Genomic DNA, 13327 nt, shown 5'->3' with positions numbered 1-13327 from the left:
TGAGGCGCGCAACGTCAAGGATCCCTTCCTCCAGGTCGAAGGTCCAGGAGCGGTTCTGCTGGGCCATCAGCTTGCGCTGGAGCTTGTTGGCCAGGCGGGACACCACGGTCGACAGGCTGGCCAGCTGCTGGTCCAGATAGGCCCGCAGGCGGCCGAGCTCTTCGGGATCGCACAGCTCTTCGGCCGCGACGATCTCATCGTGGGCGCTGGAGAAAACCTTGTAGGTCGGCGTCCTGGCCTCGCCCCGCGGGTCTGGGCGCGAGGGCTGCTCGCCCTCGCCCATGTCGGGCTGTTCGTCGGTGTCCTCGGCTTCGGGGTCTTCCTCGGCCGACATCATCTGGCTGTCGGTCTCTTCGCTTTCGCGATGGGTCGCCTCGTTGTCGTCCATGGCCGACTGTTGGGGGGACTGCTCCTCGCCCTCGCCGCCCTCCTGGTCTTCCTTGGACTCCGAATCGGCCTCCTCGCCGCCCTCCTCGTCCTCGTCGGGCTGTTCCGGCGCGTCCGACAGGTCATCGCCCATGGACAGGTCGCGCAGGATCGCCTTGGCGACCTTGCCGAAGGCCTTCTGGTCCTCGAGGTTGCTGGCCAGCTTGTCGAGGTCGGGTCCGGCCTTGGCCTCGATCTCGGCGCGGAACAGATCCACCAGCGGCCGGGCGGCCGGCGGCGGCGGCTCGCCGGTCAGGCGTTCGCGCACCATCAGCGAGACGATCTCGTCCATGGGCGGGTTGGCCTGGGCCTCGATCGGGTTGAACGCCTTCTTGGCCCAGGACTGGTCGTGGACCGCCCGCAGGTTGGCGCGCACGCCCCCCAGCGCATTGGCGCCGATGGCCTCGGTGCGCGCCTGCTCGATGGCGTCATAGATGGGGCCGCCCTGGGCCGACTGCGGCCGGCCGCGGGCATGGGCGGCGGTGTCATGGTGCGCCAGGCGCAGGGCCATCTGGTCTGCCAGGCCGCGGATGCGCGAGGCGTCCTCCGGACCCAGGTCCCGGGGCGGATGGGGCAGGATGGCGCGATTGCCCTGAAGCTGCGGCCCTTCCCCCGAATAGACGATCTCGAGATCGGCGGACTCGGCGAGCGAGCGGGCGGCATGGGCCAGGGCGCGCTTGAACGGTTCGACCGGGCTTTCGGGAGGGGACTTGGCCATCGCCTCCTAGATAAGGCGCCGCAAGGCTCCTGGGGAAGGGGAGATGGCGCTCTACGGGCCTTCATGGAACGTCGGCGCTGGCGCTCGCGTTGTCTCCGCAACACTCAATGGCTGTTCAGGAGACACACCAATGCTCAAATGGGCCCTCATCTTCGCGCTCGTCGCCCTTGTGGCCGGCGCCCTCGGCTTTGGCGGCATCGCCGGCGCGGCCGCCGGCGTGGCCAAGATTCTGTTCTTCCTCTTCCTGATCGGCTTCGTGATCTTCCTGGTCCTGGGGGTCATGGCCGGGAGGAAGATCACCGGCGGTTAGCCTTCGATCTAAACGCAAAGACGCCCGCCGCTCGGAATGAGCGGCGGGCGTTTTCGTGTCTGCCGGCGATAGAGCCTAGTGGTGGCTGTGGTCGCCGGACTTTGCGGTCCAGGCCGCGCCCTGGGTCTCCACCAGCTTGACCAGGTCGCCCATCACCAGATTGACGTCGATCAGGTGCAGGCCCCAGTCCTTGGCGATCACCCCGTTCTGGACCACGTCGCCGGCGATGGTGTCGACCCGCGGATCAGCCGGATCAGCGTTCACGGTGACGGCCAGATAGTGGAAGCCGTCCTGGCGCACGCATTCCCCGCTGAGCAGGCCAGGAACCGACACGAAGGGCGTCGTCACCTCAGGTCCATCCTTCACCCACGGCGCCGGCGCGTCCGACGACCCCAGCAGGGTACCCGAACTGGCCAGATAGGCGTGCAGATCGACCTTGCCTTCAGGCTTGCCGTTCACCAGGGCGGCGGGGTTCACGCAGGCCGCCTCCATGGGGGAGTTCGGCTCCCGCGGGACGCCGAAGCGAGAATTGGCCGGGGGCGGAGCATCGGCCCGGAAGCTCACATAGGAGATGGCGCAGCCGGTCTGTTCGGCGGCCTCGCACAGGGGGATGGACTTGAAGGTCCCGGTCTTGCCGCCCTTGTCCACGGCCAGGTTCGAGCCCAGCAGCATGGCCGAGACCAGCTTGTCCTGAACGGGCTTGCCGTCGATCTCGTTGGCGATCAGCTGGGTCAACACACCGGCGCCCTGGCTGTGGCCGATCAGGACCACGCCGCGGCCATTGTTCTCGTGTTCCAGATAGTGGTTCCAGGCGGCGACCACGTCCTGATAGCCGGTGTTGGGGCGGGCCGACCCGCCGGGCGGGGTTCCGCCCATCACCGCGGCGCGCAGGGCCGTCAGGGTGAACTGCCGATAGAGGGGCGCATAGACGCGGCATTGCGCCCCCAGGCGCGAGAGCTGCTGCTCCACCACCCGGCGCTCTTCAGCGTTGGCGGTCATGTCGCTGATCACGCCCGGATCGTTGGACACGGTGGGATAGACATAGAAGCAGTCCACCGGCGCGGCCGGATTGACCGCCCAGGTCTCGGTCGAGACCGACCCATCGGCCTGGACCACGGTCGTGGTGTTGTCGCCGGCGCAGGCGTCGTCCCGGCCGGGCCAGCACAGCCAGCTGGCCTTGTCGGCATAGTCATTGGGCGCGGGTGCTGTGTCCTGCGCCTGGGCCTGCCAGACCCCGGCGGCCAGGGCCAAGGCCCCGGCGGTGGCCGTCAGGCCGGCGATCATCTTCCTGGTCATGTCTTCCCCACGTGCAAATTGGCTTGCATCAATGGGCCGGACCATCGCCTGGAGAACGCCGTGCGTCCAGCGCCAAGCCGGGGTCTCCCGCCACGGGCGACCCTAGAAAATCATCCGTCTAAAGAAGATACCAGACCCCTATGGCGGGAGGGCTGACGGTGGCGGTCAATTGTCGCAAATGCGACGTTTAACCGTCATAAATCCTTCACAGGATAGCTTGCCCATGAGACGCTTTCCGCAAGCCGGGAGATCGATCCCGCGACAAGTGGAGGAAATTCATGAGGATTCTCGTCATCTCCGCAGCCGCCATGGCCCTGTGCGCCGGCGCTGTCCAGGCCAAGGAGGCGCCTAGCGCCCAGGCCGCAGCCCAGGACGCCGTGGCCCAAGCGCGCGAAACCGCGAAGGCTGAGCGGGTGGTCTATGTCTGCGACCGTTCCGAACTGACCCGCCGGGCCTTCGCCCGCGAGCATGGCGAGGTGAAGTTCGTCACCGCCGAGCAGGCGCTCACCGGCGCGGCCGACGACTGGTCCGCGCCCCGCTGCGTCAGCGAGGTGGAGGCCGCCAAGCTCAGCGCCCTGTTGAGCCGCTAAGCGCTCCACCTGCCTGAAACGAAAAACGGCGGCCCGCAAAGGCCGCCGTTTCCATGTCTGATGGGCGTTTTGCGCCTTTAGGCCACCCGCACCCGCGCCGTGCTCTCGGGCAGGTCCTGGCCGAAGGCGCGCTGGAAGAATTCGGCGACGGTGCCGCGTTCCAGCTCGTCGCACTTGTTCAGGAAGGTCATGCGGAAGGCCAGCGCCACGTCGCCGCCGAAGATCTCGGTATTCTGCGCCCAGGTGATCACCGTCCGCGGGCTCATGACCGTGGAGATGTCCCCGTTCATGAAGGCGTTGCGGGTCATGTCGGCCACCCGGACCATGGCGTTGATGGTCCGCCGGCCCTCGGCGGTGTCGTAGTTGGGCGACTTGGCCAGGACGATCTCGGCCTCAGCGTCGTGGTCGAGATAGTTGAGCGTCGTGACGATGGACCAGCGGTCCATCTGGCCCTGATTGATCTGCTGGGTGCCGTGATAGAGCCCCGTCGTGTCCCCCAGACCAATGGTGTTGGTCGTGGAGAACAGGCGGAAAAAGGGGTTCGGACGGATCACGCGGTTCTGGTCGAGCAGGGTCAGCTTGCCCTGCGCCTCCAGGATGCGCTGGATCACGAACATCACGTCCGGCCGGCCGGCGTCATACTCGTCGAACACCAGGGCGATCGGGCGCTGCAGGGCCCAGGGCAGGATCCCCTCGCGGAATTCGGTGACCTGCTTGCCTTCCTTCAGGACGATGGCGTCCTTGCCCACCAGGTCGATGCGGCTGACATGGCTGTCCAGGTTCACCCGGATGAGCGGCCAGTTGAGGCGGGCGGCGACCTGCTCGATGTGGGTCGACTTGCCGGTGCCGTGATAGCCCTGGATCATCACCCGGCGGTCGTAGGCGAAGCCCGCGCAGATGGCCTTGGTGGTCTCGGGATCGAACCGATAGGTGTCGTCGATCTCCGGCACGTGGCTGTCGCGGTGCGAGAAGGCCGGCACGGTCATGTCCATATCGACGCCGAAGGTCTCGCGTACGGAGACCTTCTTGTCGGGGACAAGGGTCAGCAGCTCGTCGTCGTGGGTCTGGGAAAGCGTGGTCATGACGAGGTTCGCATACAGGGTTACGCCCGCAAAGCAAACGTGTGTTTCATAGGCGGCCGATCAAAAACAATGAGGAGACGCCGGCGCCATGCTCGACAGGGTTCGCAAGCAGAATTCGACCATTGAAGTGACCCCGACGGCTTCGGGTTTCGGCGCCGTCGTGACCGGTCTCGATCTCGCCAGGCCCCTGGCCGAGTCGGTCATGGATGAGGTGCGCCAGGCCTGGGCCGCCCATGGGGTGCTGAGCTTCCCGGATCAGCCCCTCAGCCTCGACCAGCTGGAGGCGGTGACCCTGCAGTTCGGGCCGTTCGGCGTCGACCCTTTCATCGCCCCGATGCCGGGGCGGCCCAATGTGCTGGAGTTGCGCCGGGAGCCCGACGAAAGGGCGACCAATTTCGGGGCCGGCTGGCATTCCGACTGGAGCTTCCAGCCGATCCCGCCGGCGGCCACCCTGTTGCACGGCCAGGTCATCCCGCCGGTGGGCGGCGACACCCTGTTTGCTGACTGCACAGCCGCCTACGCCGCCCTGTCGCCGACCTTCCAGGAGATGCTGGCGCCGCTGCGGGCTATCCACAGCGCCGGGCGCGCCTATGGAACCAAAGGCGTCTTCGCCCGCGAGACCGAGAAGCGGACGATGCAGATCATCGTCTCCGAAGAAGCCGACAAGACCCACACCCACCCCCTGGTGCGCACCCATCCGGTGACCGGCGCCAAGGCCCTGTTCGTCAGCCCGGTCTATACGGTGGGGATCGAGGGCCTGACCCCGGGGGAGAGCCAGGCCATCCTGGGCTATCTGTTCGGCCACATCACCCAGCCGGAGTTCATCTTCCGCCACCGCTGGGCCAGGGACACCCTGCTGATCTGGGATAATCGCCGGACCGTGCATCTGGCCGAGGGCGGCTATGACGGCCACCTGCGGGTGATGCACCGCACCACCGTGGCCGGGGAGGTCCCGGTCTGAGCCTGCCTGCAGACCTCAGCCGGTTGCCGGAGGCGGTGCGCCGCCGCGCCCTGGACGAAGGGGAACGGGGGCGCACATGGCTGGCGGCCTTGCCGCAGAGCCTGGCGCGGCTTGCGGTCCAGTGGCGCCTTGAGGACCTCCACATCCTGGACGGCGGCAGCGAGGCCGTGGCCCTGGCGGCGACGATGCCGGATGCGCGCCAGGCGGTTCTCAAGATCGCGCCGCCCTGGGCGGACCTTCTGGGGGCCGAACGCCGGGTGTTGGCGGCGGCCGGCGGATCGGGCTTTGCGGAGCTCTACGCCGTGGACGAGGCGGCGCACGCCCTGCTGCTGGAGCGGCTCGGGGCGCGCCTCGACCTGCTGGGCTGGACGCCCGAGGCGCAGATGGAGGCCCTGTGCGGAGCGCTGATGGCGGTATGGCGGGCGCCGGTTCCCCCGGGCGGGCTGATGGACGGCGCGGAAAAGGCGCGCCGCCTGGGCCAGTTCATCGCGGAAACCGCCCAGGTCCTGGACGCCCCCCTGTCGGCCCCGGTGCTGGCGCGCGCCCGCGAGTACGCCGCCGATCGGGCCAGGGCGCATGATCCTGCCCGCGCGGTCCTGGCCCACGGGGACGCCCATGCGGCCAACGCCCTACGGGCCCGTGACGGCGACGGGTTCAAGTTCATAGATCCCGACGGCCTCCTGATCGAGCCGGCCTACGACCTGGGCGTCATCATGCGGGAGTGGCCAGAGGTCCTGCTGGAGGGGGGCGATCCCCTGGCGGCGGGAAGGGCCCGCTGTGCGCGACTGGCCGCCCGCACAGGCGTGGAGGCCGAGGCGATCTGGCGATGGGGTTACCTCGAAACCGTCTCCACCGGCCTGCTCTGCTGCAAGCTCGACCTGTTCGACTGGCGGGAGATGTTCCAGGTGGCCGAGGCGTGGGCCCTAGACTCCAAGTCCTAGCGCTTGGCCTCGCCCGGATCGGCGTCCGCCCGTCGCCACGGCCAGCGACCCTGAATCTCAGTCTCCAGGGCGAAGCTGAGAAAGGTGCGGATCAAGACGATGGCCGCCAAGGGGCCGACGCGGTCGAAGCTCAGGGGTTCGGTCACCGTGGCGATGATGTCGGCCGCCACCAGGAGTTCGAGGCCCAGCAGGATGCCGCGGCCCAGATTGGCGCGGTACTGGTCGAAGGCGTCACGCCAGTCATGGCTCCTTACGCCTTGAACCGTGAAGCGCGTCGTGGCGCCGATCACGGCCAACACCAGGACCAGGACTGAAAAATACTGGAGCAGCGTGGCGACGGCCACGACCAGACTGTGGAGGTTGGGAAACATGGACGGCTCCCTTCAGGCCAGCCGCTGTAGCGGATAAGCCAAGCTCCTGTTCCCGCCTCCGGCCAACGGGGGCCCGGCGGTCGCCTCAGACGGGGCCGCTCACATAGTTGTCCAGGGTGCGGGCCAGGGCCTCGCAGAGCTCCTGCCGCTGCTGGCCATCCAGCAGGTAGTCCTCATAGATCACCCGGTTCATGGTCGCCCCCATCATGACGCAGGACAGCAGGCGCGCGCGCACCGCCGCATCGTCCCCGCCCAGCCAGGTCTCCAGGGGCTGGTAGAAGGCGTCGTGCGAATGGCGCCGGATCGCCTCGGCCGCCTTGGGCGAAGAGGCTGAGCGCAGCATGATGAGGAAGAGTTCGAACTTCTCCTCGCGCATGGGCTCGACCGCCAGCATCTGGGCGACGCGCTCCCCAAAGGAGTCCCGGTCGCCATCCAGGAACTCGGCGATATTGGGGGCGCAGGCGAGGACCTCGCCGAACAGCTCTTCCTTCCCCCCGAAATAGCGCGAGATCAGGGCCGCATCGACACCTGCGTCGCTGGCGATCTCCCGGACCCCAGTCTGGTCATAGCCCTCATGGGCGAACCGTTTGCGCGCGGCTTCCAGGATGGCGGTGCGCGTGGCTGCGGCGTTCCGGGTCCGGGCAGGGGTCATGGGCGGGCTCAAAAACTTTCCTCCAATATTTTTTTGTCATCACTTGTAGACATAGAAACGCATTCCCACCTAGAAGTCACCAACTGATGACATGGCCCGGTCCTTCCACCGGGTGCGCTAGCCTCGGGGATAGGGCATGCGACGACTCTTTGTAGCTGCGGTTTTCGCAGCAGGTTTCCTTGGTCTTGCCGCCTGCGGCGGCGACCCCAATGCGGGACAGGGCATGCCGACGCCAACGGTGTCGGTGTCGGTTCCGTTGCAGGAGGAGGTCGTCGATTGGGACGACTTCACCGGCCGTTTCGAGGCGCCTGAGCGCGTCGAGGTCCGCGCCCGGGTGGGCGGCTACCTTCAGGGCGTCCATTTCACCGACGGCCAGACCGTCCGCAAGGGCCAGCTGCTCTTCACCCTCGATCCGCGTCCCGCGCAGGCGGCGCTCGCTGCGGCCCAGGCCCAGGCTGATCTGGCCGGCGCCGACCTGGCCCGGGCCGAAGGCCTTCTGGAAGCGCAGGCCATTTCGCAGGAAGAATTCGACAGCCGCCGGGCCCAGGCCCAGGTGGCTCAGGCGACCCTGCGGGCCCGCCGCCTCGACGTCGAGTTCACCCGGGTCACGGCGCCGGTTTCCGGCATCGTATCCCAGCGCCAGGTGGACCCCGGCAATGTGGTCAGCGGCGGCGCCTCTTCGGGCGACATCCTCACCACCATCGTTTCGATCAGCCCGATCCACTTCGCCTTCGACGCCTCTGAAGCTCAGCTGTTGAAGTATCAGCGGCAGACCGAAAAGCGCCAGGGGGCTCAGGTGCAGGTGCGCCTCCAGGACGAGACCGAATACGGCTGGACCGGCCGCATGGACTTCGTCGACGCCCTGGTGGACCGGGACACCGGCGCGGTGCGCCTGCGCGCCACGGTCGCCAATCCTAATGGCTTCCTGAAGCCGGGCATGTTCGGCCAGGGGCGGATGATCGGCGCCGACGCCTATCCCGCCCTGCTGATCCCCGAGGCCGCCGTCGTCACCGACGGGGTTCGCCGGGTGGCCTATGTGGTCGATGGCGAGGGCACGGTGCAGGTCAAGGCGCTGGAGCTTGGCCCGGCCAGCGGCGGCCTGCGGGTCGTGCGCACGGGTCTTCGCCCGGACGATCGCGTGATCGTCGGCGGCCTTCAGCGGGCCATGCCCGGGCAAAAGGTCGAGGTCCAGCCCGGCAAGATCGCCCGGCAGGAGCAGAGCGGCGCCGATCAGCCGCGCCTGACCTCTGCCCCGGCCGCCTCCGCCACCGCGGCCAACTGATCTAACCCCCTTTCCGACTGCATTTCCGGGACCGCATTTCATGCGTCTGTCGCACTTCTTCATCGAGCGCCCGATCTTCGCCGGGGTGCTGTCGGTGTTCATCACCCTCGTCGGCCTGTTCGCCTATCCCTTGCTGGCCCTGTCCCAGTTCCCGGATATCGCGCCGCCGACCGTCGCGGTCATCGCCAACTATCCCGGCGCCTCGGCCGAGACCCTGGCCGAGACGGTCGCCGCGCCGCTCGAGCAGGAGATCAACGGCGTCGAGGACATGATCTACATGACCTCGTCCTCATCCAACGGGACGGTGCAGATCACGGTCACCTTCCAGCCCGGCACGGATCTGGATTCGGCCCAGGTGCTGGTCCAGAACCGGGTGAGCCTGGCTGAGCCCAGGCTGCCCGAACAGGTCCGGCAGGTGGGCGTGGTGGTCAACAAGCAGTCCACCGGCTTCCTCATGGTGGTTGGCCTGACCGCCGATGCGGAGGATCTGAGCGCCGACTATGTGGGCAACTACGCCAACTCCACCGTTCGCGACCGGCTGCTGCGGGTCGATGGGGTGGGCGAGGTGCAGATCTTCGGCGGCGGCCTCTACTCGATGCGGGTCTGGATCGATCCCGGCAAGGCGGCCGAACGCAATCTGACGCCCAATGAGATCGTCGAGGCCCTGCGCGCCCAGAATCTGCAGGCCGCCGGCGGCACCGTTGGACAGCCGCCCTTCGGCCCGGCCGTGGCCAGCGAACTGCCTGTGGAAGTCCAGGGCCGCCTCTCGACGCCGGAAGCCTTCGGCGACGTGGTCCTGCGCCGCGACGACGAAGGCCGCACCATTCGCCTGCGCGACGTGGCGCGGGTCGAGATCGGCGCCCAGGACTATGGCGTCCGCGGCTATTTCGGCGGCGAGCGTGGGGTGGCCCTGGCCGTCCTGCAGCAGCCCGGCTCCAACGCGCTCTCGACCGCCGAGGGCATCATCGAGGCCTTGGATGACCTGGAGCCCAACTTCCCCAACGGCCTGAGCTATCAGATCCCCTACAACCCCACCGAATATGTGGCCGCCTCGGTGAGCGCGGTGCAGCACACCCTGATCGAGGCCGTGCTGCTGGTGGTCCTGGTGGTGGTGATCTTCCTGCACACCTGGCGGGCGGCGATCATTCCAATCCTGGCGATCCCGATCGCCCTGGTCGGCACCTTCGCGGTCCAGCTGGCGCTGGGCTATTCGCTGAACTCGCTCTCCCTCTTCGCCCTGGTCCTGGCCGTCGGCATCGTCGTCGATGACGCCATCGTCGTGGTCGAGAACGTGGAGCGGAACATACGCGAGGGGCTTTCGCCTCGGGAGGCGGCCCACAGGTCCATGAAGGAAGTCTCCGGGGCCCTGGTCGCCATCAGCCTGGTGCTGGTCGCGGTGTTCGTGCCGACGGCCTTCGTCTCGGGCATTCCGGGAATGTTCTACCGCCAGTTCGCGGTGACCATCGCCGCGGCGACGGTGATCTCGCTGCTGGTCTCTCTGACCCTGTCGCCGGCCCTGGCCGCCCTGCTGCTCAAGCCGCACCGGGAGGACGACGCCCCCCACGGCCCCCGCTGGATGGCGCCGCTCACGGGCGCCGCCAACCGCTTCAACAAGGGCTTCGACTGGCTCAGCGATCGGTTTGGCCGCCTGACGGCGCGCCTGGTGCGGATGAGCTTCATCATGCTGGTCGCCTATGTGGTCCTGCTGGTGGCCACCGGCTGGCGCCTGGGCGAGACGCCGACGGGCTTCATCCCCGAACAGGACCAGGGCGTCCTGATCGGCGTGGTGCAGCTGCCCCCCGGCGCCTCCCTGGAGCGCACAGACGCGGTGGTGCAGCGGGCGACCGCCGAGATCGGCGCCATGGACGGCGTCCAGAACATGGCCGCCTTCGTCGGCCTCGACGGCGCCAGCTTCAGCATGGCGTCCAACAGCGCCACCATCTTCATTCGCCTGACCGACTGGGGCGAGCGCGGCTCTGAACTCGCCGCCCAGAACATAGCGGGCATGATCATGCAGCGCATGGGCGCCATCGAAGAGGCCAACATCTTCGTCCTGGCCCCCCCGCCGGTGGAAGGCCTTGGCAACGCCGGCGGCTTCAAGATGATGGTCCAGGACACCGGCGGCGTCGGCTATGCGGCTCTGGAGCAGGCGGCCAATCAGCTCGCCGGCGCCGCGGCCCAGAATCCCAAGCTCGTCGGGGTGTACAACCAGTTCAACACCGGCGCCCCCCGGGTGACCGCCGATGTCGATCGCGAGCGCGCCCTCCTCCTGGGGGTTCAGCCGGCGGAGGTGTTCCAGACCCTGGGGACCTATCTGGGCTCCACCTATGTGAACGACTTCAACATGCTCGGCCGGACCTTCCGGGTGACGGCCCAGGCCGAGCCCTCCGGCCGCTCCCAGGTGTCGGACATCGCCAATCTGAAGGTGCGCACCGTGTCGGGGGGCATGGCGCCCCTGGGCTCCATCGCCACCCTGCGCGACGACTCCGGCCCGGCCCGGGTGGTGCGGTTCAATCTTGCACCTTCTGCGGAGATCATCGGCGGCGCGGCGCCCGGCATTTCGTCGGGCGAGGCCCTGGCCGAAATGGAGCGCCTGGCGGCCGAGACCCTGCCGGCCGGGATCAGCTACCAGTGGACTGAACTCGCCTATCAGGAACAGGCCGCCGGGGACACCACCCTGCTGGTCTTCGCCCTGGCGGTGGTCTTCGTCTTCCTGGTGCTGGCCGCCCAGTACGAGGCCTTCACCCTGCCGCTGGCCATTATCCTGATCGTGCCGCTCAGCATCCTGGCGGCCATGCTCGGGGTCTGGATGCGCGGCATGGACAACAACATCCTCACCCAGGTCGGGCTGATCGTCCTGGTGGCCATGGCGGCGAAGAACGCGATCCTGATCGTCGAGTTCGCCAAGCAGGCCGAGGATCAGATGGGCATGAACCGCTTCGACGCGGCGGTGCATGCGGCCAAGACCCGACTACGCCCGATCCTGATGACCTCGTTCGCTTTCATCTTCGGCGTGCTGCCCTTGGCCATCGCCTCCGGCCCCGGCCAGGAGATGCGCCAGGCCCTGGGCACCGCCGTGGTGTTCGGGATGATCGGGGTGACCATCTTCGGCCTGATCTTCACGCCGGTCTTCTATGTGGTCTGTCGCCGTCTGGCTGAGCGCCTCCCTGGGCGCAAGGTCGTGCTGGGCGCCACCCCCGACTCTGGCGCCGAACCCGGCGTCATCATTCACCAAGCTCCGGAGCCCCGCCCGTGATCCCGTCCCGTCTGGCCGCCCTTTTCGCCGGCGCGGCTCTCCTGTCGGCCTGCGCGGCCGGCCCCGACTATCAGCTCCCGCCCGCAGTGAGCGCTGAGACCGGTCCCTTCATCGCCGCGGCCGATGGCCCCTTTACCGGGGCCCAAGCGCCCGACGACTGGTGGCGGCTCTATGAGGATCCGCTGCTGGACGATCTGGTGGCCGAGGCCCTCAGCGCCAACCGCGACATCGCCGTCGCGGCCGCCAACCTGGCCCAGGTCCGCGCGGCCCTGGGGGAGGCCCGCGTCGGCTTCCTGCCCTCGACCACCACCACGGCGGGCGCCGCCCGGGTTCGGCAGCAAGATCCTGTCACCGGCGCCTACGGGGAGAACGACAGCTTCCAGGCGGGCTTCGAGGCCGCCTACGAGGTCGACTTTTTCGGTCGGGTGCGCCGATCGGTGGAGGCGGCCCGCGCCGACGCAGGCGCGGCCGAGGCCCTGCTGGACTCCGCCCGGGTGACCGTGGCGGCGGAAACCGCCCGGGCCTATGCCGATCTCTGCGCCGCCAATCTGCAGATCGCCACGGCCCGCCAGACCCTGGACCTGCAGCAGGAGACGGCCGATCTCACCGGCCGCCAGTTCGACCTCGGCCGCGGGGCCGGCCTCGATGTGGCCCGCGCCCAGACCGAGCTGGAATCCACCCGCGCCACCCTGCCGCCCTTTGAGGCTCAGCGCGACAGCGCCCTGTTCCGTCTGGCGGTGCTGACCGGCCGTCCGCCGGCCCAGGCGCCGATCGCCGCGGCGGCCTGCAACGTCGTGCCCGAAGTCACCACCGCCATTCCCGTCGGCGATGGTGCGGCCCTTCTGGCGAGGCGTCCCGACGTGCGCGCCGCCGAGCGCCGGCTGGCGGCGGCGACGGCCCGGATCGGCGTGGCCACGGCCAGCCTCTATCCCAGCGTGACCCTGGGGGGCAGCATCTCGACTCTGGGCGCCGACGCCTCGGACCTGGGCGACGACTATCAGTTCAGCGTCGGCCCTCTGATCTCCTGGAGCTTCCCCAATATCCTGGCGGCGCGATCGCGCATCAGCCAGGCCGGCGCTGCGGCCGATGCGGCCCTGGCGAGCTTCGAGCAGGTCAACCTCACGGCCCTCCAGGAAACCGAGATCGCCCTGACCCAGTACGCCAAGGCCCTGGATCGCCGCGCCGCCCTGCAGCGGGCCCGGGACCAGGGGGAACGCGCCGCCCGCCTCTCGCGGATGCGCTATGACGCCGGGGTCGACAGCTTCCTGGGCGTGCTCGACGCCGAGCGCACCCTGGCCGGACTGCAGGCTCAGCTGGCCCTGTCGCAGGCCCAGGTGGCCGACGCCCAGATCGTCCTGTTCAAGGCCCTGGGGGGTGGTTGGGTTCAGGCCGAGTCCTGATCGCCTTCTCATCGCCGCCTTCGCGCGCTTAAGCTCCTCCCG

The 13327-nt window shown here is 68.5% G+C and carries 11 protein-coding genes and 1 pseudogene; 7 read left to right on the top strand and 5 right to left on the bottom strand.

All coding sequences use genetic code 11. From position 1 onward, the window contains the following. Positions 1–1144: pseudogene (locus Q7S93_RS04470) on the bottom strand (cobaltochelatase subunit CobT); the annotation flags it as partial. Between the two features lie 130 nt (positions 1145–1274). On the opposite strand from Q7S93_RS04470, the gene Q7S93_RS04465 reads away from it, so the two are divergent. Beyond that, complete coding sequence (locus Q7S93_RS04465) at positions 1275–1454, top strand: DUF1328 domain-containing protein (protein ID WP_304712499.1); 180 nt, start codon at positions 1275–1277, stop codon at positions 1452–1454. A gap of 75 nt (positions 1455–1529) precedes the next feature. On the opposite strand, the gene Q7S93_RS04460 is transcribed toward Q7S93_RS04465, so the two are convergent. Then, the gene (locus Q7S93_RS04460) at positions 1530–2750 is read right to left on the bottom strand and encodes a DUF3089 domain-containing protein (protein ID WP_304712498.1); all 1221 of its coding nucleotides are present in this window, start codon (positions 2748–2750) and stop codon (positions 1530–1532) included. Between the two features lie 278 nt (positions 2751–3028). Here Q7S93_RS04460 and Q7S93_RS04455 point away from each other — a divergent pair, with 278 nt between their 5' ends. Beyond that, on the top strand, positions 3029–3340 hold the full coding sequence (locus Q7S93_RS04455; RefSeq protein WP_304712496.1) for a hypothetical protein: 312 nt from the start codon (positions 3029–3031) through the stop codon (positions 3338–3340). Positions 3341–3417: 77 nt separating this feature from the next. Here the strand turns inward: Q7S93_RS04455 and cobS are convergent, their stop codons facing one another. Beyond that, positions 3418–4422 (bottom strand): cobaltochelatase subunit CobS, encoded by a 1005-nt coding sequence (gene cobS / locus Q7S93_RS04450; protein ID WP_304712494.1) that lies wholly within the window; start codon positions 4420–4422, stop codon positions 3418–3420. A gap of 88 nt (positions 4423–4510) precedes the next feature. Here cobS and Q7S93_RS04445 point away from each other — a divergent pair, with 88 nt between their 5' ends. Both Q7S93_RS04445 and Q7S93_RS04440 read left to right on the top strand, forming a co-directional pair. Continuing rightward, positions 4511–5383, top strand: coding sequence for a TauD/TfdA dioxygenase family protein (locus tag Q7S93_RS04445; RefSeq protein WP_304712492.1), 873 nt, complete (start codon positions 4511–4513; stop codon positions 5381–5383). A 35-nt stretch (positions 5384–5418) separates the two neighbouring features. Further along, positions 5419–6324, top strand: a complete 906-nt coding sequence (locus Q7S93_RS04440) for a phosphotransferase (protein WP_304712490.1) — start codon at positions 5419–5421, stop codon at positions 6322–6324. Here the strand turns inward: Q7S93_RS04440 and Q7S93_RS04435 are convergent. Both Q7S93_RS04435 and Q7S93_RS04430 read right to left on the bottom strand, forming a co-directional pair. Continuing rightward, positions 6321–6695, bottom strand: coding sequence for a DUF1622 domain-containing protein (locus tag Q7S93_RS04435; RefSeq protein ID WP_304712488.1), 375 nt, complete (start codon positions 6693–6695; stop codon positions 6321–6323). The two genes, Q7S93_RS04440 and Q7S93_RS04435, sit on opposite strands and share 4 nt — an antisense overlap. 85 nt (positions 6696–6780) lie before the next feature. After that, positions 6781–7347: a TetR/AcrR family transcriptional regulator gene (locus tag Q7S93_RS04430; protein ID WP_304712486.1), complete on the bottom strand. Its 567-nt coding sequence runs from the start codon at positions 7345–7347 to the stop codon at positions 6781–6783. Positions 7348–7483: 136 nt separating this feature from the next. Here Q7S93_RS04430 and Q7S93_RS04425 point away from each other — a divergent pair, with 136 nt between their 5' ends. The 3 genes from Q7S93_RS04425 to Q7S93_RS04415 are packed head-to-tail and all read left to right on the top strand — an operon-like array spanning position 7484 to position 13285. Then, positions 7484–8629 carry an efflux RND transporter periplasmic adaptor subunit gene (locus tag Q7S93_RS04425; RefSeq protein ID WP_304712485.1) on the top strand — a complete coding sequence of 382 codons (1146 nt, stop codon included), beginning with the start codon at positions 7484–7486 and terminating at the stop codon, positions 8627–8629. Positions 8630–8669: 40 nt separating this feature from the next. After that, on the top strand, positions 8670–11885 hold the full coding sequence (locus Q7S93_RS04420) for an efflux RND transporter permease subunit (RefSeq protein WP_304712483.1): 3216 nt from the start codon (positions 8670–8672) through the stop codon (positions 11883–11885). Beyond that, the gene (locus tag Q7S93_RS04415; protein WP_304712481.1) at positions 11882–13285 is read left to right on the top strand and encodes an efflux transporter outer membrane subunit; all 1404 of its coding nucleotides are present in this window, start codon (positions 11882–11884) and stop codon (positions 13283–13285) included. Before Q7S93_RS04420 ends, Q7S93_RS04415 begins: the two co-directional genes overlap by 4 nt. The last annotated feature ends 42 nt before the right edge of the window (positions 13286–13327 follow it).

The sequence above is a fragment of the Phenylobacterium sp. genome (genome assembly GCF_030646615.1).
Taxonomy (GTDB): Bacteria; Pseudomonadota; Alphaproteobacteria; order Caulobacterales; family Caulobacteraceae; genus Phenylobacterium.
The sequence above is the reverse complement of the archived record's forward strand: the minus strand, read 5'-3'. Positions and strand labels throughout refer to the sequence as shown.

Coding starts and splice junctions, on each gene's coding strand:
- Q7S93_RS04465 (WP_304712499.1), top strand. CDS start 1,275: ATGCTCAAATGGGCCCTCATCTTCGCGCTCGTCGCCCTTGTGGCCGGC.
- Q7S93_RS04460 (WP_304712498.1), bottom strand. CDS start 2,750: ATGACCAGGAAGATGATCGCCGGCCTGACGGCCACCGCCGGGGCCTTG.
- Q7S93_RS04455 (WP_304712496.1), top strand. CDS start 3,029: ATGAGGATTCTCGTCATCTCCGCAGCCGCCATGGCCCTGTGCGCCGGC.
- cobS (WP_304712494.1), bottom strand. CDS start 4,422: ATGACCACGCTTTCCCAGACCCACGACGACGAGCTGCTGACCCTTGTC.
- Q7S93_RS04445 (WP_304712492.1), top strand. CDS start 4,511: ATGCTCGACAGGGTTCGCAAGCAGAATTCGACCATTGAAGTGACCCCG.
- Q7S93_RS04435 (WP_304712488.1), bottom strand. CDS start 6,695: ATGTTTCCCAACCTCCACAGTCTGGTCGTGGCCGTCGCCACGCTGCTC.
- Q7S93_RS04430 (WP_304712486.1), bottom strand. CDS start 7,347: ATGACCCCTGCCCGGACCCGGAACGCCGCAGCCACGCGCACCGCCATC.
- Q7S93_RS04425 (WP_304712485.1), top strand. CDS start 7,484: ATGCGACGACTCTTTGTAGCTGCGGTTTTCGCAGCAGGTTTCCTTGGT.
- Q7S93_RS04420 (WP_304712483.1), top strand. CDS start 8,670: ATGCGTCTGTCGCACTTCTTCATCGAGCGCCCGATCTTCGCCGGGGTG.